Here is a 15,903-nt window from a genome sequence, read left to right on the forward strand (position 1 = left end):
TTTACGCAGCATTCCCTATTCGGACGGACCTGTTTGACCACGACGTCATACCCGGAGCCTGGCAGGATGGAGAGTTCATGCCCGAGGCTTACAAAGCAGATAATGAATTTGTCAGAGCCACTATTTATTGGCTTAAGGATGCAGGGTTCATCGCAGGTGAAATCAGCAACCTCGGCTTGTTCCGCGCCGTTCTGACATCGAAGGGTCTCGAAGTCTTGAAAGCTACTCCGTCCAGTTTGAGCAATGGACCTTCCTTAGGTGAACGGATTACAAATGCCGCCAAAGAGGAAGGCAAAGAAGCTATGCGCAGTCTGGTCTCCGAGGCACTCGGCATCGGTGCTCGATTGATCAGTCCGCTGGTGGGCCTCTCCTCCTGATTATCTTCGCTTCAGATAACCGCTGCTGGAGCTGCGCCGTTGTGGGGACGCCACAGGTTTTACTTGCGCAGCCGGGATCACAGGTTGTGTCAACGGTTGAGGCGATGTAGCTGCTGTTTTGCTCACCATCACCCGTTCAGCTGACACCACCTTTTCATCAAACAGACCCGTCTGCGCCAGTGACTGCCGCACCCGTTCCCAGTCATGCTCCTGATAGCGGTTGATGCCCAGGTAATGGGCCATCGCCAGGCAGTACACCATCAGGTCGAGTGCTTCGTTGCGTTCGGCCTTGCCCTTGATCCACTCGATACGCTTGTGGCCCCTGATGTATCGAGCGACCTTACGCTCAGCTACGCACTGGGCGAAGAATTCGTCCGGCAGATCGTTGGCAAAATGCAGCGCGCCCGGTCCGTCTTCGAAGGGATAGCGGTTGTAGATCCAGTCCTTCGCCGTATCGGTACCGACAATCCACAGCTCGGCTCCGCCACGTTCGGTCTGCCCTTTCCAGGTCACATCGACCATGGAGGGACGTTGCGCGATCACCGGCCTGCCTGGCTTGCTAGCGCCCTTAATGGCGAATACGTTGCGCCAGCGACGGACACGGCAAAACTGATAGACCTCATCGGTATGGTGACCGCCGGAGTCGACCCCGGTCGCAAGTATCGCCAACCCGACACCGCACGGATGTCGGTAACGAACTTTTAGTTTTTCATCCAGCACCGCCCAGGTACGGTCATCCGCTGGATCACCCCAGATCACCTGGTGGTCGACCACCCACCGCTCCATGCCGACGCCGAAGCCCATCACCATCAACTCCAGACGGTTGGCCTGTACGTCGACGGAGCCGGTCAGCATCAGTGCACCAGCAGGCATCGCGCCGAGGGTATAGATTTCCAGACGCGCTCGAGCGATCAGTACCTCGGCCTTGGTTTGCTCTTGTGCGCTGTCCCAAACCTTCGCCAGGCGGGTGTTGTAGAACACCTGCATCAGGCCCATGTCGCCCTTGGCCTGGGCTTTCTTGGCCTCTTCAAATTCCTTGGCAAGAGAGCGCCAGTCCATCCAACCCATCGGCGAATACAGCGCGTTGAGGTGGAAGCCGACCGTCTCGCCGTCGCCTTCGACATGGGCGCGCCACTCGCCACGGGCGAGCATAGTGCCCTTGTGGTGCTCCTCGATCAGCACGTCGCACTCAGGGGCCGCGCACTCGTAATGCGCGGTATTGAAGTCCTGGCTGTAGTGCAAACGCTCCCACTCCAGCACCTGCATATGTCCGCAGGTTGGGCATGGCACGTAGTAGTGCCGCTGGTCGCTGGATTCAAACAGGTCCGAGATCCGCGAGGCGCCCTTGATGGTCGGCGAACTGGAAAAATAGATCTTAGCGTTGCGGCCAAAGTTGGTCGCTCGAGTTTCCGCCAGCCCGATGGGATCACCCTCTTGACCTACGTCATTTTCCCAGCGGTCGACCTCATCGCCGTAGATGTAGCGAGCCGACAGTTCCGACAAGTTGGCTGCCGATCCAGCCGTGGTGACGTACAGCGAGCCACCCTCGAATTCCTTAGTGTCCATCGTGTTGCGCGCATCTCGCGAGCGACTGGCCGCCACGCGCTCGCGCAGCACTGGTGTGGCTTTGATGGTCTTGCTGATGCGCCCCGACACCCGCTTGGACAGGCTCAGACTGGGCAGTAACGCCAGGATGTTGGACGGTGCCATATGGATCAGGCCGCCCATCCAGTTCAGCGCGATCTGAGTTTTCATCAACTGCGAGGCCACCATGGTGACCACCCGCCGACAAGGATGAGCCGGTGACAGGCAGCGCATGGGCTCCCGAGCATAGGGCGTGCGCGAGGTGCGATACTGGCCAGGCTCTGGTGCTCCGGTATCTCGCGGGATGCGCATGTATTCGTCGGCCCACTCATCGATCCAGAGGTCTGGGTCGGGTCGTAGCCCACGGAAATACGCCTCACGGTATACCTTTGCACCGTCAGGAAATTCCGTGTGCATGGGTTCAACTCTGGATAAGGGCGTGTTCAAGATCCGCTGATGACAGCCGCTCGGCCTCTTCCAGCGTTCGACGGATAGTCGCCGTCAGGTGTTTTTCGATTTGCCAGGGGTCGGTCATGGCCGCGAGATCATGGGACAACTGAGGCAACGGGCCGAACAATTGATCGCGTAGCAGGCGACCCGCGTTGTAGGCACCGGTTTCGACTGCTGTCCTGTCGACCAAAGAGCCCTGAGCCTTATGCAATTCGATCTCGGCCAACTTCGCCATGTTGTGTTCGCGCAGGGCGCGGGCCTTTTGGAAGTCCGGCGACTTGCCATCGCCGCCAATCGGTTGCTGCGGCGCAGCCGTGGACGTCGGCTCGGCCAGTGGGGACAGTTGGCTGTAGACATCGCGCTGAATCCGGTCCTGGTGGTGGCGAGCCGCGACGGCGACCTTGCTCGGGTCAGCCGTTTCGAGGATCAGGGCTTCGGTCGCGAGGACATCGACCTGTTTGCCATTCGGTGTCAGCACCAGGCGGTTGTTATCTTTGAGCCAGGTGATGTAGCTCGGCGTCCTGCCGATGCGAGCTGCGAAAGCGCTTTTAGACAGGAAAAGTGATTCCGTCATGAGCCCTCCCTTTCAACGACTTTTCAATGAAAACCTTTCGATTTCAATGGTTTGAATTTCAGTAAGCTGGGAGCACAGCCGCTAACGCTTTCCCGCGGGTTTCCGACCCCGTACCCCCCGGATAATCCCAGGGTCCCCGGCGATTTACGGTGCACCGAAACGGTGCATCACCTCTGATCACCGGCTGCCGGTGGCACTTCGCAGACGCCCAACCGCTTGGCGGCCCAGCGCTCGTAGAGGCCAATGGCAACATCGGCACCGGCCATCGCAGTCAGGCATCCAATGCCACCGGCGGCCACGATTGAAACTCCGGCTGCGTGCAGCAACATCATGGTCGATAGTCCACACACCACACATGCGCCAGACCGCAGGGCTAAACGTCGAACCAACGGCCAGCCCCTCACACCTGCTTTGTCTGCCCGCCACATCTCACCCGACACCCCGCCGACCAACGACAGCGTGATTACCATCCAAATCGGCATATCCGCCAATGCTTGCTGCTCGTTGGTCATGTTCACTCCAGCCGCAGACGTGAGCGGCACTTGGTTGTTGGCACAGAATGTAAGAAGCTCTCCTCCGAACGATTCCAATGGACCGGAGAAAGGCTGATGAGCGTATTCGTTGATGTTGTAACCGTAGTGGGGGCGATCGTGCCCGTGATGATGGGCTGGGTTCAGCTCTCACGAGAAAAGAGAATCGAGCTGCGAACATGGCTTCTCAAAATCTGGATCTTCCTTTCTGTACTCATACTGCTGGGCAGCGCCGTACGGGAAATCGTTCTGTTCTCAATGAGCGACGCCCCACTCACGCGCAAAGACGTGCTCTGGTTATTGGTCAACGCCTGGAACGCCATGATCTACCTCGGGATAGGCGTTGCATTCGTGGCCTACTGGACCAGTCCCAACCGAAACAACAAGGGCGCGGACACCGCTGAAAGCGCATTACCCAAGGCGTAAAAAAACCGGCCAAATGGCCGGTTTATCGAACCGCTCTCTGCGGTCGCACCTATCGAAGATGACTACTTTTTACAGGTGGATTCCGGTGGCAGCAACCCCACTTTAATGCCACCCGGTGAATAGGTGGGCAACGCAGGGTGAACGCCTGGCGAATGTCGGTGAATACACCCCCTCGGCTATTCGATGTTGTTGCGTTGTCCCATGTATCCCACCAATCAGAATCAAGGTAGGACACCTGAGAGCAACTGAAATCGGGGCCTCGCCCCACTGTCCCACTGTTTTATCTCCTTTCTCGTGTAAAGGAGGAAATTGAATAACACGCGTGCGCGCCGCAGGCGCGTGCTGGTGTCCGCTGCGCTCACATGGGCGAGGCACTCCGAAAGGCGGGACAGTGGGACAGCCCAGCAACGACGCGGCCCGCGCTTGCCCCTCCACGTTAAAACGCAATGGGACAAGGTGGGCCAGTAGGACAGCACAAGCCGGAGTCATGCCTGGGGTCACGCAGCCTTCCCCATCAACATGCCGGCAATACACAGGTGCGCGTCATGGAGGCGCTGGTAATAAGTGTCGCGACCACAGCCGCAGTGCGCGTACCTCAATGACATATTGGTGTCGTGGTTACAGTAGTGCTCTCGGACCACCTTTGCCAGTTCGGCGTCGAGGTGCTTATTAACAATCAGTTCAACGTCCAGAGAGCTTTCCAATGGCGCACGGCTCGCGCGCCTGCCGCGAATCAACTGCCCGTTGCTCTCCATCATCATGGCGACCATGTTTCCTCCGGCGAGCCCTCCTTTGGAGAGTTCGCTGTGCAGTTCCTGAGCCCACAAATGAAGTAACGCGTCGATTTCCTTAATCATCGAAGCAAGGCTCCTCGAACGCTTCCCGCTGCAACCCCGAGGCACCGCCCCACGCTGCCGGCTTCTTGTAAGCCCACGGCCGCTGCCCGCTCTTCACCAGGGCCGGCAGGCGCACACGTCTCCAACCCAGCCGATGCATGATCGCGCCAACCCGCATCTGCTCCGGCTTGCCCCAATGACCGAAGTCGAGCTTCAGCGCGCTGGTCAAGACCTCGCTGCCAGTCGTAGTCTCGCCAATCTGCGATTCCTCCAGCCAAGTCAATATCGGTCCTTCCCATTCATCCACTACAAAGCGCTCGTCCTGCTCCTCACTGAACAGCGGGGCCTCATCCAACGTCACCCACCAGAGATCGCCCGCCTCGTAGCAAAATACCGCCTCAGCCCAAAGCTGGTCGCGGATTTCGCGTAGCAGGTCTAGTTCGACTTTGGTACAGGCCACCGGCCAATAGCGCCGGTTGCCGGTGGCATCCTTTAGATATTCGTCCTGGTTGGTTGTCCCCACAAACACACACTGGCGTGGCACGTCCATGGTTCTACGGCCATAGCTCTCGCGATAGGTGTCGGTGGATGCCGAGAAAAACTGCTTGGCTTTGGTGCTTTCAGCCTTGTTGAAGCTGTCCAGCTCGCCTAGTTCGACGATCCACTTACCACGGATCGCCTGGAAGCCGTCCTTGTCACCCAGAGCGAAAGGGGTGTCCATGAACCACTCACCGCCGAGAATGCTCATCGCCGTCGATTTACCGGCACCCTGCGCACCCTCAAGAATCATTACCGAGTCCGCCTTGCAGCCGGGCTTCATCACTCGCGCCACCGCTGAAAGTAACCAACGCTTACCAACCTTGGACGAGTAGTCGCTGAACTTCACCCCCATGACATCGGTGAGCCAGCGTTCCAGCCGCGGCACCCGATCCCATTCCAACTTTTTCAGGTACTGACGCACTGGATGAAAAGCATGATCATGGGCAACAACACTCACCGCCTCGATCACCTGAGTCGACTTCACCCGCAGGTTGTACTGCTGCGCGAGCCACTTCATTACACGCACGTCATCGATATCGGCCCAATCGCCGGTACCACCGCCGTAGGGTGCAGCCCGCAACTTGACGATCTTCGAACTGAAGGCGCTGTAACTGATTACCCCAGCCCAGCGTTCATCATTGCCAAGGATCAGCTCAACGTTCTGCATGTGCGCGATCAGCGAGCCGTTTTCAGTACGGGCCAGTTGGTCCTTCCAACCACCTGCTGCAGGCGGTTTGACTACCGCCAGTACCTGGCGCCGGACCGCTTCCAAACCTTCGACGACATGCAAATCATTGAAGTCCGTCCACTTGTCTTCCCGCTCGACAGAGAAAATCGGCGCGACCACTTGACCACCGACAATCAATGCGGCGTTGTTCGCCTTCTCTTCTCCTGGGTTCCAAGGCTCACCATTCGGCCGCTTCGTCTTCCAATCATCATCTCTGCAAATAATTAGCGGGCACCCAGGAAAGCGTTCCCGCATCGCCTTGCAAACCACCAGCAAATTGCCCGCATCAAACGCGATAGCCACCGTCAGCGACGTCGCCATGTGCAGGCTGGCGCCGGTGGCGTAACCCTCACACACCAACACTGGCTCACCCGGCTCCGGGTGCGGTCCGATCAGGTGAAAGGCGCCCTCCTTCGACATCCCATAGGGCCAATACTGTTTATCCCGCCCAGTACTTTGCTGCTTGGCGGGAAAGACCACCTGCAGCCCGACAATCTGATCCCGTACATTGCACATCGGCACCAGAAACGCGCCGGAGCGCGGGGCGTAACGCACGCCCAGCCCGACGATCTGCTTGCGATCCAGATAATCACTGCGCCCCTTCTCCGGCATGCGCTTGAACAACGCCCCCGCCCGGTTCGCCGCTCGACGTGCCGCATTAGCCTTCACCTCGGCAGCGCGTCGCTTGGCCTCCTCTTGCCGAGCGCGCATGACCTCACGCTCCTCCGGAGACATCCGCCCCGCTTTCACCTTGATCTTCTGCGTCTCACCCGAACGCCAATCCCCAAAACTGCCAAAGATCAGCGTTTCGTTTTTCTCGGTGCGATGCTCATGGACGACATACCAACCATTCTTTTCCGCGCCCCTGTCCTGCGCCGTTTTGCAACGAGTCAGCTTACCGAAAGTCAGAGGGAGTTTTGGCTCAAGGCCAAAGTCAGCGAATTGTCCCAATACCTCATCGAGCATGGCGGGCCTCCCGCAATTCATCGATGGACTGGCACTGCACGCACTGCGTGCAACCCGCCAACGCAAGCCGGCGAGCCTCCGGGATAGGTTCGTCACACCCCTCACAGAACAAAAACGAATGAACCGCCAACACAGGTTTGGCAGCATGACGAGCAGCCAGCGCCTGATCGAGACGCTCCTGGACCAGGTCATTAGCGAAATCAGCGATGTCAGCCATGGTCGACACCCCGCGTAGTCTGGTTGACGTACGAGGCGCGGTTGAACATCCCCAGCAGCCCTTGAATTCCGCGAAATACCTGCAAGCGAATCTCGGCCAGTTCCTGATCCGAGACCACACCATCGCCAATGCTCTTGGCCCAGGTCTCCGTCAGTTTTGCCACCTGCCGAAAATACTCGGCAATACCATTGGCCAAGGTTTCCGGCATGTCGTTGGTATACGCCTCGGCCAGCTCCTGCCAAGTCGTATCCCCCACCAGGGCATGCACCGCATCCAGAATGCGACGGTCTTTGGTCAACTCCAGAATCTCGCCGAATTCCTGAATGTTCACCGTGTGGCTCGGGTGGGTGGGTGAGAGTTTGTGCTGCAGCGTGGTGGGGTTTCTGCCGGTGGTGGCGGCAATGGCAGCGGCGCCACCTGGGTAATCCCGGGCAGCATGGTAAAGCGCTAGATCGAGCGGCAAAATTTCCCGCTGCGCTCGTTCAACAGAACTCAGAGCAATTCGGCTCATGGCATTAATCCTTAACAGTTGCCAGTGCCGCGCGACATGCAGTGGTGGTACATTTGCCGCGTGGCTTGAAAGGGCCCAAACGCCGGCTAGATCTTCAGGATCGACACCGGCACCGTGCCGGGGCGAGCAATCCATTGCTCACCCCTGGCGCAACCGCTGCCCAATCTGTGGTGGAAAAGGCAGCAACACCAAGGCATCCGTGCCTTGGAAAGCGCGGTAAAGGGAGGCGGTTTAGCATGTGGTGTGCCCGCTTCTCTTTATCGCGACCCGACAGCGCTGTGGTGGTGCGTGCCGGGAGGAACTGGGCGGCCTTTGGGTCGCCTTTTTTCTGACTATGCTGCTTCGTTCGGGATCGTCTCGGTGATACCGAAATGGCTCAACACTTCCTCGAGTGAAACGCAGCCCTGACTTTCACGGTTCAACGATTTGATCAACGAGACGCTAGGATCTTTACTCGCATATTTGACGTGTAGTCGCAGGTAGCTCTCTGCGATTCTGCATCGTGTGGCATAAGCTGTTAGCCCTTTAGAATCTAGGCAATTGATGTAGTCACGCAGCTTCATATGGTGTACCTCCTGATCGCCAATTTAACCGCAAAGGTTAACTTTTGCAATACCCACAAGGACATTCACCTACGAGGTTAACTCGCACAAAATTAGCTCATGAAAATCTCAGATACCCGCCTACAAAATTTCAGAAGAGTTCTGGCCGAGAAGAAACTCCGCCTGACTGACGTCGCCGATTTGCTGGGTAAAGCACCGGCTCAGGTCAGCGCTTTTGGGGGGAAAAACCCTACCAAAGGTATTGGTGACCAGATCGCTCGCGAACTCGAGAAAGCATTAGAACTTCACAACGGTTATCTCGACATGCCCTACGGGCTTGGTGAGTTCAATAACGCTACGGTGATGAGTCATACAGATAGAAAATTGCCAGTTATAGGATCGATTGCGGCAGGAGCATGGTGTGAGCCAAATGGGGTTTTCGACCCGAGAGATGCTGAGGAATGGATAGACGCACCAGGACCAGTAGGTCCACGTGCTTTTATCCTCCGCGTCGAGGGAATGAGCATGGAACCAAAATTCTTGGAAGGAGACATGATTGTTATTGATCCCTCCCTTGAGGCTCTTCCCGGTCATTTCGTGGCAGCGAAACGCACCAGGGATCACGCCGCAACACTAAAGCAGCTTAGGCAAGAAGGAGATGAACAATATTTATTCGCTATTAACCCAGATTGGCCGGAGCGAATAATTAAAATGAATGAGGAATGGAGTATTTGCGGTCGAGCCAGGTGGAAAATATCAAACCTGTAGACCACATACCGAGCCCCATATAACCATTACCAAATTGCGCCGTCCTCTTCACCCTGTTTATACTTCTCCATTAGAGATTTACCGGATCGGCGCATAGCAAGGTTTAATCGATCTTTGTAAGCTAAACCGCTGGATTGACCACAAGCCAAAAGTCTCCCGACTCGCCCCATTGCTCGATTGTAAAGCTCGCGCAATTTAAAAACATCGGCATCAGATTCAGCCAATATTTCAAATTCTCTTACCGCTGAGCGTATTAGTTGCCTCTCTTTTTTGGTAACACCCGGGCGAGGTCCCGCGACACTCAGACCTGTAACTACTACGGCTTCTGACTTTTCAGCCTTTGTAATAGCTTGACCTTTCTTCAAGATATGCATTTTTTGCCGTTTCTGGAGGAAGCCTTTCGCAGCGAGCATCCCAGTAACTCTGCGCACAATCTCGGTTTTTTGCTCTGACGAAATAACTTTTTTCGAAGATATACTTATGTCATCGGCAAAGCGGCTATAAGACATACCTTGAGCTCTAATCCACACTACCAATCTAGGCTCTACATCCCAGAACACCAAGTTTGCAATATAACTGCTCGTGCTCGCGCCCTGGGGGACCGTTCCATCTTTAGTTACAAGACGAGCTAGCATGACTGCGACATCATCACCGAAACCCATCACACCTTTAAATATTAACAAAACCTTATCGATAGTAATAGATGGAAAAAAATTCTTAATATCTTGCAAAACAATATTACGAGCTCCCGAATGAGACTTTACATTCGAGTAAATGCTACGTGGGGACTTAGAATCCCGGATACCACCATGAAGGTAGTCGGGGTAATGAACTTTAGATAGGAGCCTATCTACAATTTTTCTTTGAACAGACTTCAATGGCTCATGCGCATCGAAAGTTTCTCTTTCAGTGCCATCTTTCTTAACTTGAGGCACGCGTCGATACATCTTGTGAGAATCCTCCGCGAGTTTATTCAACAAGGGCACAGTTTCTCCAAGCAACAAAGCGAGGGAATTGATACTGTAAATCGGCTTGTAACGGTAGAGCGGAGAGTCCATTTCCACCTCAGAAAAAAATAAGGCCAGCTGATTTGCTGGCCCTATCTGAAATTCGATGTTGCGATTTGCTGTGTCATTGGTTAAACATCTCCACAACCGCCTCAAAAATCTTCAAGGCATGCTCATGGACGAAAGGCCAATTCTGAATCCCCCAACGTACAGCCTCCTTTGTCGCGGTTTTGACCACTACGGTCAAAATTTTGCTTCGGGTGCCAGCAGCGTCAGGTGTAGCAGTTTTCGGGTCCTTTCCGGTCTTATCATTGACACGGACACCTTCATTGTTGTGCACATGATTTGCCGCTCTAGAGCGACAAGCTTTCTTTAAATATTTCATCGATACAGCTCCTTTAGGCGGAATGCCCCGCCGCGAAGCTTCTAGGCCGAAAGGAACTTGAAGGTGTCCATACAAATCGCAGTTCTGCCTTAAAAAGGCCGTCCGCCGCCATTCGCCCATTGCTCACCTGACTAAGATCGCGTATTCGGCCAACGGCCGGCTCAGCGCTGTATCGTTAGCGCAAAACAGCTTAACGTTAACGTCGAGTGGCTTTACGTAACCGCAAAATACCGTTTCGTTAGCGCAAAATGCTTTGCTCGTTACCGAGCAGTCTTTGTCGAAGTAAGTAAACATCCGCAGAACGTAGCGGTTGTCGAAAAACCAGTTCGGATAACTGCGCCCTAGGGCACATATCGTGAACAGGTTTCAATGGGTCGAGCATGCGGGTGGCGGAGATAGTTTTGGCAAACTCCCAAAACTGATTGGTTGCCCAATCACCAACTGCAAGCCTAGAGATTTATCGATATTTAAAGAGCACCTGGGTGGTACACCCAGCGCAACCTTTATAGCCTATAGCCATCACAAAAACAATCCTCTCCGATAAAACAAAAAATACAAACCCGGCAAAACAACCCAAAAGGTTGTTTTATGACTTGACGAAATAACCCTTGAGGTTAATATCACTCTCACTCTTCCACCACAGAGCGAGATAACCCATGCACACCATAGCCACCCTGCACGTCCATCCTGCCGCTGCGGACCCCTTCCGCATCTTCGAGATTCGCCGCTTGGCCCGCGAATACGGCTGCTCATTTGTCACCACCAAACCCAAGCAGAAAGCCCGCACCGCTCCCGCGCCATTCGATCCGAACGGCGGAGGGCATGCAGCATGATCAAGTACAAAATCGACAACCGCACCCTGCAGTTGCTCAATGCTCAGGTCAACCTGACCGAGACCTTCAACCACGTTCTCCGGACAGCGCCCAAGCGTGAGTGCCTGGCGTTCCGTCTCAAGGTAGAGCGCGGCACATCGGAGAGCGTTTTCGTCGTCGAACTGGGCAGCGATCGCCACACGCTGACCCTGCAAAACCACAAGAAAATGCATCTCAAACTGGCCGACTTTATCGAAGAGATTGCCAACGGCCCGTTCGGTCCGGGCAGTGCCAGTGATCAGGCGCGGCGCCCCCACGCAAGCCGCGAATACGGCCGGTTTGAAGTCCAGGATAAACAACGCGTATTCGAGCTGGTATGCACTGGCGGCGTGCTGAGCTTCGACATGGGCTTCGACCTCCCTCTGCACGTCGCGGTGCATCGAACCCACACTCGCCGGGGCGTCACCGCCATCTTGAGCATCGGCTACAAAAGCCCACACACCAAATGCTTCACCGTGTGCGGATCCGATGTCGAGATTTACGGCAAGGTCACCGAGTCCATCAACCATCTCGCTGCAGCAGCGACGCCTGCCGCGCACGCAGCGTGAGGGGGATGCCATGGAACGTACGCTTGCACAAGCCGCAACCCAACTCGGCCTGACCCGTCCCAAGCTCATCGGCCTCATGCGGGGAAAGGGCCTACTCACCGAACGAAACCTGCCGGCCCACCCCAACCGTGATCGCGACTATCTGCGGATCAAGGATGGCCAGTGGTTTCACGACCAACTCGGAATGCAGTACAGCCAGTCGACAAGGGTCAAACAACCCGGGATCCGCTGGTTGGCCGAACAGCTGGGCATCGACCTCCCTGCCATCCCGACAGACAACCGTGACGTGGCCTAGGGAATACGCCCGCCAGATCGTCGCCATGCGCACACGCGAGGAGCGCAATGCCGCGCTCCTCGAAGTGCCGGAACATCTGCGCGAGTTGACCAAATGCCACTGCCTGAACGCGTGGAATCATCCAAAAAGGAGAAAGGACCATGGACAACCACCTGATTGATCGCCAAGTCATCGACCTACTGCGCATACCTCCAGAGTTTCGGACACCTGCAAACATCGCCGAAGCTATCAGCCGCATCAGTGCAGCAGCACAAATTGAAATCACCCCGACGGTTCGACTCCAACGAGAGCAGATGAAACTCGTTGCCATTGTCGAGTTTCTCGCTGCGGAACTGAAGATGAGTCAGTACGACATCTCGCTCACCCTACGCGAACACCAAGATGCCTCATTGACCAGTCTCTGTGCATACATGAGAGACGACTCAATTGGCACCAAACTGATCGGCTTCGGCAGCTCAGCAGAGGCGGTGCTCAGAGATCTACACCCTCTTGCAGAAAAATTGGAGGCCGTATGAGCATCGGCCAGACCCCATTACGACTGCTGCCTGCGCCAGATACGGCCACCGTTGAATTGCTCTACCGCATTTTCGGCGACGTCCTCATTCCGCTGGAGAAGGTGCGCGAGCAGTACTTCCGCAATCTCAATGAACAGTCGTTTGTCGCCGAGGTCAGCAGCGGCCGAATTCAACTGCCCGTCACCACATTACACAGCAGCCGCAAGGCACCGAAGTATGCGCACATCCGCCACGTCGCCTCACTTATCGATATCCGCGCCTACAAGGCCGACGAAGACATGCAGCGTCAGCAGGACGTCACTACCGAGTAATAGAAAACCATCGAACGGCTGCCACCACCAGCCAACGACAACACCAGGAGCACACCACATGACTGCAGTTCAGATCTGCGCACTGATCGTCCTCATCTTTTTCGTCGGCCTTACCTATTGGGCCGGCTATCGCGGCGGTCTCATTGATGGCCGCATTGAGGGCATTGATGAAGGCAAGGCCATTCAACAATCCGACAACTCGCAAACCGTCCGCAACCTGGAGCTATGGCTTGACCAGGCAAGGGGGCATTACAAGAAGCTCTACTCCCACGACGAGCGCGCACTGACCGCTTCGAAACTGGGGGAACCAGAACGGCAAACCCTGCTGGCCATCGCCGAAAAGCTCAGGATCGCCGCCGAGACATTTGCCGCTTTCCGCACCGGTAAAAAGCTGGAGCGTGAATCCATCGCCCTCCGCGAACAGGCACTCGCCATGGCCGCTTTATTGGTACCCGAAGCACAGGAGACCGCAGCATGAAACGCGCCCTCCTACGCCTCTCCCCCGAAGCGGCCGGTGAGCTGCAACAGCAGTTGACCGCGGTCTCTACCGAACTTCGAGAAGTGACACGCCTGCGAATAGAGTTCGATCGACAGCTGAAAACGCTGATTGGCCATGACGCCCTGCGCAAGTTGCACAAGGACACCCGCAACGCCCTGATGCTTGCCGACCTGATCAAGGAGGCCGCATGAGCCAGAACCGCGCCTACACCGGCAAGCGCTTCGACTTTGACGAGCCTGACACTAAAAGGAGCGTCGACGCATATGAAACAAAGAGCCTCTGCTGCGGAGCAGCAGGCATTACTGCTCCTATAAGCGCCACTGCCGAGGCACTTATACCCCACGAAAAGCTGCGCGTGGCAGCCACCACTAATGCAACGCTAACCGCTCGGAATCGTGCGCCCGCGCAGCCTGCGCTGGGGTATAAGTCGCTGCCGGGCGCTACGCCAATCACAACTGCGGTCAAAACCCAATTCGGTCTGAACCTGGCTGGCGGCATCCGCGTCGACCTGTTTGCCGGCGGTGGTGGTGCAACCATGGGGCAAGAGATGGCCACTGACATCCCCGTCGATATCGCCATCAATCACAACCCTGATGCGATCAGCATGCACAAGCGCAATCACCCGAGCGCCGAGCATTACATCACCGATGTTTACGAGGTATGCCCCCATCAGGCGACCCGTGGTCGCCCGGTCGATCACTTGCATGCCAGCCCTGAATGCACACACCACAGCCTTGCAGCGGGCGGCCAAGCCCGCAGCACCACCAGCCGCTCACTGTCTTGGGTCATCGTCAAATGGGCGGGCCAGGTCAGCCCGAACATGATCACCATGGAAAACGTGACGCAAATCCTGCAATGGGGTCCACTGATCGCCAAGCGTTGCTCGAAAACCCGCCGCGTCATCCGCCGCGACCTGAGCGTGGCGGCTGCCGGCGAGCGCGTGCCTGTGCAGGATCAATACCTGGTGCCCGATCCGAAACGCAAAGGCCGCACGTGGCTCCGCTTCGTGACCCTACTGCGAGCCATGGGCTATGAACTGACGCACGGCAAACTCAAGGCCTGCGACTTTGGCGCTGCCACCACTCGCGAGCGTCTATTCATGATCGCCCGTCGTGATGGCCACCCCCTGCGCTGGCCAGAGCCGACTCACTTCAAGAACCCGGGCAAAGGCCGACTCCCCTACCGCACCGCAGCCAGTTGCATTGACTGGTCGATTCCCTGCCCGAGTATCTTTCTCACAAAAGAACAAGGCCGTGCCGCCGGAGTCAGGCGCCCACTGGTTCACAACACCATGGAGCGCCTGCGTAAAGGCGCCAGGCGTTACGTGCTTGAGCACAACAACCCGTTCATTGTCAGCGTCAACCACAGCGGCAACGACCTGTCTCGCTGCCACTCGACGGAGGATCCCGTGAAAACCTTCACGGGGGCGCACGCCTTCGCACTAGTCACGCCGCAAATCTCACCCTTCATCACTGAGCATGCCAATGGCAGCAGCCAGCGCAACATGCCCGGCGATGCCCCGTTGCGCACCATATGCAGCAATGTCAAAGGCGGCCACTTCGCTGTAGCGGTAGCCTACGTTGCACAACACAACGGCGGGTTTAACCAGACACCTGGCCATCATCCAACTCAACCGCTAACCGCGATCACCACCACCGGTAGCCAACAGCAAATCGTCACCGCGCACCTATCGACCTTGCGTCGAAACTGCGTCGGCCGAAGCATGGAGGACCTGGTGCCGACGATCACTGCCGGTGCGGAACATCACGCATTGGTCGAGTACACGCTTGCACCTGAAGCGCAAGCCGGGGCATTGCGAGTCGCGTCATTTCTGATGGGGTACTACGGCAGCGACAACGTTTACGACCTGCGCGATCCCGCCGCCACCATCACAACACGGGATCGCCTGGCACTCGTCACGGTCACGATCAAAGGCACGCCCTATGTGATCGTCGATATCGGCATGCGCATGCTCACACCTCGGGAGCTGTACCGCGCACAAGGTTTTCCAGACAATTACGTCATCGATCGCGGGCATGACGGGCGAAAATTCAGTAACAAGACTCAAGTCATGATGGTTGGGAATTCGGTGTCGCCGTGGCCAATGATGGCGCTGGTCAGTGCCAACAGCAATCAGGACGAACGTGAGCGAAAGGGAGAAGCCGCATGAACAACGACAACGCATTCCAGCTACCCAGTGAAACGCTGACTGAGGATGAGCTGGCCACGATCACCGGCTACAAGATCCCGTCTTGCCAACGTCAGTGGCTGCAACGCAATGCGTGGGAACACGTACTGACGGGCGCACAACGTCCCGTCGTAGGTCGCGTATATGCCCGATTGAAGCTCGCCGGCCTGAAGCCCTCAGCGCGCAACGCCGTCGCTGAAACCTGGTCTCTTGATCTCTCTCGCGTGGGTTAACG

The 15,903-nt window shown here is 56.5% G+C and carries 21 protein-coding genes; 12 read left to right on the top strand and 9 right to left on the bottom strand.

Annotated features, from left to right (window positions below; translation table 11 throughout):
• Positions 1–77: 77 nt before the first annotated feature.
• Positions 78–377: a hypothetical protein gene (locus ACA067_RS17330; RefSeq protein WP_497457700.1), complete on the top strand. Its 300-nt coding sequence runs from the start codon at positions 78–80 to the stop codon at positions 375–377.
• On the opposite strand, the gene ACA067_RS17335 is transcribed toward ACA067_RS17330, so the two are convergent.
• From ACA067_RS17335 to ACA067_RS17345, 3 genes are all read right to left on the bottom strand, one after another.
• Positions 378–2,378, bottom strand: coding sequence for a phage terminase large subunit family protein (locus ACA067_RS17335; RefSeq protein WP_497457701.1), 2,001 nt, complete (start codon positions 2,376–2,378; stop codon positions 378–380). It abuts the gene before it with no gap.
• Positions 2,379–2,382: 4 nt separating this feature from the next.
• Positions 2,383–2,985, bottom strand: coding sequence for a terminase small subunit (locus ACA067_RS17340; RefSeq protein WP_497457702.1), 603 nt, complete (start codon positions 2,983–2,985; stop codon positions 2,383–2,385).
• A gap of 167 nt (positions 2,986–3,152) precedes the next feature.
• Complete coding sequence (locus ACA067_RS17345; RefSeq protein ID WP_497457703.1) at positions 3,153–3,497, bottom strand: phage holin family protein; 345 nt, start codon at positions 3,495–3,497, stop codon at positions 3,153–3,155.
• A 96-nt stretch (positions 3,498–3,593) separates the two neighbouring features.
• Between ACA067_RS17345 and ACA067_RS17350 the strand changes: the two genes are divergently transcribed.
• The gene (locus ACA067_RS17350) at positions 3,594–3,941 is read left to right on the top strand and encodes a hypothetical protein (RefSeq protein WP_497457704.1); all 348 of its coding nucleotides are present in this window, start codon (positions 3,594–3,596) and stop codon (positions 3,939–3,941) included.
• Positions 3,942–4,438: 497 nt separating this feature from the next.
• Here the strand turns inward: ACA067_RS17350 and ACA067_RS17355 are convergent, their stop codons facing one another.
• From ACA067_RS17355 to ACA067_RS17370, 4 genes are read right to left on the bottom strand one after another with little or no spacing between them, the layout of a single operon-like run.
• Positions 4,439–4,798 (bottom strand): PA0613 family protein, encoded by a 360-nt coding sequence (locus ACA067_RS17355; RefSeq protein ID WP_497457705.1) that lies wholly within the window; start codon positions 4,796–4,798, stop codon positions 4,439–4,441.
• On the bottom strand, positions 4,791–7,010 hold the full coding sequence (locus ACA067_RS17360) for a VapE domain-containing protein (protein ID WP_497457706.1): 2,220 nt from the start codon (positions 7,008–7,010) through the stop codon (positions 4,791–4,793). The genes ACA067_RS17355 and ACA067_RS17360 overlap by 8 nt, the downstream gene beginning before the upstream one ends.
• Positions 7,000–7,227 (bottom strand): TraR/DksA family transcriptional regulator, encoded by a 228-nt coding sequence (locus ACA067_RS17365; protein ID WP_497457707.1) that lies wholly within the window; start codon positions 7,225–7,227, stop codon positions 7,000–7,002. The genes ACA067_RS17360 and ACA067_RS17365 overlap by 11 nt, the downstream gene beginning before the upstream one ends.
• On the bottom strand, positions 7,220–7,738 hold the full coding sequence (locus ACA067_RS17370) for a phage regulatory CII family protein (protein WP_497457708.1): 519 nt from the start codon (positions 7,736–7,738) through the stop codon (positions 7,220–7,222). The genes ACA067_RS17365 and ACA067_RS17370 overlap by 8 nt, the downstream gene beginning before the upstream one ends.
• Positions 7,739–8,400: 662 nt before the next feature.
• On the opposite strand from ACA067_RS17370, the gene ACA067_RS17375 reads away from it, so the two are divergent.
• On the top strand, positions 8,401–9,048 hold the full coding sequence (locus ACA067_RS17375) for a LexA family protein (RefSeq protein WP_497457709.1): 648 nt from the start codon (positions 8,401–8,403) through the stop codon (positions 9,046–9,048).
• 26 nt (positions 9,049–9,074) lie between these two features.
• On the opposite strand, the gene ACA067_RS17380 is transcribed toward ACA067_RS17375, so the two are convergent.
• Positions 9,075–10,106 carry a reverse transcriptase family protein gene (locus tag ACA067_RS17380; RefSeq protein ID WP_497457710.1) on the bottom strand — a complete coding sequence of 344 codons (1,032 nt, stop codon included), beginning with the start codon at positions 10,104–10,106 and terminating at the stop codon, positions 9,075–9,077.
• A gap of 73 nt (positions 10,107–10,179) precedes the next feature.
• Positions 10,180–10,440: a hypothetical protein gene (locus tag ACA067_RS17385; RefSeq protein ID WP_497457711.1), complete on the bottom strand. Its 261-nt coding sequence runs from the start codon at positions 10,438–10,440 to the stop codon at positions 10,180–10,182.
• Between the two features lie 656 nt (positions 10,441–11,096).
• Between ACA067_RS17385 and ACA067_RS17390 the strand changes: the two genes are divergently transcribed.
• From ACA067_RS17390 to ACA067_RS17430, 9 genes are all read left to right on the top strand, one after another.
• The gene (locus ACA067_RS17390) at positions 11,097–11,273 is read left to right on the top strand and encodes a hypothetical protein (RefSeq protein ID WP_497457712.1); all 177 of its coding nucleotides are present in this window, start codon (positions 11,097–11,099) and stop codon (positions 11,271–11,273) included.
• On the top strand, positions 11,270–11,860 hold the full coding sequence (locus tag ACA067_RS17395) for a hypothetical protein (protein ID WP_497457713.1): 591 nt from the start codon (positions 11,270–11,272) through the stop codon (positions 11,858–11,860). The genes ACA067_RS17390 and ACA067_RS17395 overlap by 4 nt, the downstream gene beginning before the upstream one ends.
• Before the next feature lie 10 nt (positions 11,861–11,870).
• The gene (locus ACA067_RS17400; protein WP_497457714.1) at positions 11,871–12,155 is read left to right on the top strand and encodes a phage antirepressor KilAC domain-containing protein; all 285 of its coding nucleotides are present in this window, start codon (positions 11,871–11,873) and stop codon (positions 12,153–12,155) included.
• A 140-nt stretch (positions 12,156–12,295) separates the two neighbouring features.
• A complete protein-coding gene (locus ACA067_RS17405) occupies positions 12,296–12,670 on the top strand; it encodes a hypothetical protein (protein ID WP_497457715.1) in 375 nt (124 codons plus the stop codon).
• Positions 12,667–12,981 (top strand): pyocin activator PrtN family protein, encoded by a 315-nt coding sequence (locus ACA067_RS17410; RefSeq protein WP_497457716.1) that lies wholly within the window; start codon positions 12,667–12,669, stop codon positions 12,979–12,981. Before ACA067_RS17405 ends, ACA067_RS17410 begins: the two co-directional genes overlap by 4 nt.
• Before the next feature lie 58 nt (positions 12,982–13,039).
• Positions 13,040–13,459, top strand: a complete 420-nt coding sequence (locus tag ACA067_RS17415) for a hypothetical protein (protein WP_497457717.1) — start codon at positions 13,040–13,042, stop codon at positions 13,457–13,459.
• A complete protein-coding gene (locus ACA067_RS17420; protein ID WP_497457718.1) occupies positions 13,456–13,671 on the top strand; it encodes a hypothetical protein in 216 nt (71 codons plus the stop codon). The genes ACA067_RS17415 and ACA067_RS17420 overlap by 4 nt, the downstream gene beginning before the upstream one ends.
• Positions 13,668–15,650 (top strand): DNA cytosine methyltransferase, encoded by a 1,983-nt coding sequence (locus tag ACA067_RS17425; protein ID WP_497457719.1) that lies wholly within the window; start codon positions 13,668–13,670, stop codon positions 15,648–15,650. The genes ACA067_RS17420 and ACA067_RS17425 overlap by 4 nt, the downstream gene beginning before the upstream one ends.
• On the top strand, positions 15,647–15,901 hold the full coding sequence (locus ACA067_RS17430) for a DUF4224 domain-containing protein (RefSeq protein WP_497457720.1): 255 nt from the start codon (positions 15,647–15,649) through the stop codon (positions 15,899–15,901). Before ACA067_RS17425 ends, ACA067_RS17430 begins: the two co-directional genes overlap by 4 nt.
• Positions 15,902–15,903: the final 2 nt, after the last annotated feature.

Source organism: Pseudomonas sp. LBUM1674, from assembly GCF_059695635.1.

Bases quoted from the DNA above. Each gene is read 5' to 3' on its own strand.
- ACA067_RS17330 (WP_497457700.1), top strand. From the start codon at position 78: ATGCCCGAGGCTTACAAAGCAGATAATGAATTTGTCAGAGCCACTATT.
- ACA067_RS17335 (WP_497457701.1), bottom strand. From the start codon at position 2,378: ATGCACACGGAATTTCCTGACGGTGCAAAGGTATACCGTGAGGCGTAT.
- ACA067_RS17340 (WP_497457702.1), bottom strand. From the start codon at position 2,985: ATGACGGAATCACTTTTCCTGTCTAAAAGCGCTTTCGCAGCTCGCATC.
- ACA067_RS17345 (WP_497457703.1), bottom strand. From the start codon at position 3,497: ATGACCAACGAGCAGCAAGCATTGGCGGATATGCCGATTTGGATGGTA.
- ACA067_RS17350 (WP_497457704.1), top strand. From the start codon at position 3,594: ATGAGCGTATTCGTTGATGTTGTAACCGTAGTGGGGGCGATCGTGCCC.
- ACA067_RS17355 (WP_497457705.1), bottom strand. From the start codon at position 4,798: ATGATTAAGGAAATCGACGCGTTACTTCATTTGTGGGCTCAGGAACTG.
- ACA067_RS17360 (WP_497457706.1), bottom strand. From the start codon at position 7,010: ATGCTCGATGAGGTATTGGGACAATTCGCTGACTTTGGCCTTGAGCCA.
- ACA067_RS17365 (WP_497457707.1), bottom strand. From the start codon at position 7,227: ATGGCTGACATCGCTGATTTCGCTAATGACCTGGTCCAGGAGCGTCTC.
- ACA067_RS17370 (WP_497457708.1), bottom strand. From the start codon at position 7,738: ATGAGCCGAATTGCTCTGAGTTCTGTTGAACGAGCGCAGCGGGAAATT.
- ACA067_RS17375 (WP_497457709.1), top strand. From the start codon at position 8,401: ATGAAAATCTCAGATACCCGCCTACAAAATTTCAGAAGAGTTCTGGCC.
- ACA067_RS17380 (WP_497457710.1), bottom strand. From the start codon at position 10,106: ATGGACTCTCCGCTCTACCGTTACAAGCCGATTTACAGTATCAATTCC.
- ACA067_RS17385 (WP_497457711.1), bottom strand. From the start codon at position 10,440: ATGAAATATTTAAAGAAAGCTTGTCGCTCTAGAGCGGCAAATCATGTG.
- ACA067_RS17390 (WP_497457712.1), top strand. From the start codon at position 11,097: ATGCACACCATAGCCACCCTGCACGTCCATCCTGCCGCTGCGGACCCC.
- ACA067_RS17395 (WP_497457713.1), top strand. From the start codon at position 11,270: ATGATCAAGTACAAAATCGACAACCGCACCCTGCAGTTGCTCAATGCT.
- ACA067_RS17400 (WP_497457714.1), top strand. From the start codon at position 11,871: ATGGAACGTACGCTTGCACAAGCCGCAACCCAACTCGGCCTGACCCGT.
- ACA067_RS17405 (WP_497457715.1), top strand. From the start codon at position 12,296: ATGGACAACCACCTGATTGATCGCCAAGTCATCGACCTACTGCGCATA.
- ACA067_RS17410 (WP_497457716.1), top strand. From the start codon at position 12,667: ATGAGCATCGGCCAGACCCCATTACGACTGCTGCCTGCGCCAGATACG.
- ACA067_RS17415 (WP_497457717.1), top strand. From the start codon at position 13,040: ATGACTGCAGTTCAGATCTGCGCACTGATCGTCCTCATCTTTTTCGTC.
- ACA067_RS17420 (WP_497457718.1), top strand. From the start codon at position 13,456: ATGAAACGCGCCCTCCTACGCCTCTCCCCCGAAGCGGCCGGTGAGCTG.
- ACA067_RS17425 (WP_497457719.1), top strand. From the start codon at position 13,668: ATGAGCCAGAACCGCGCCTACACCGGCAAGCGCTTCGACTTTGACGAG.
- ACA067_RS17430 (WP_497457720.1), top strand. From the start codon at position 15,647: ATGAACAACGACAACGCATTCCAGCTACCCAGTGAAACGCTGACTGAG.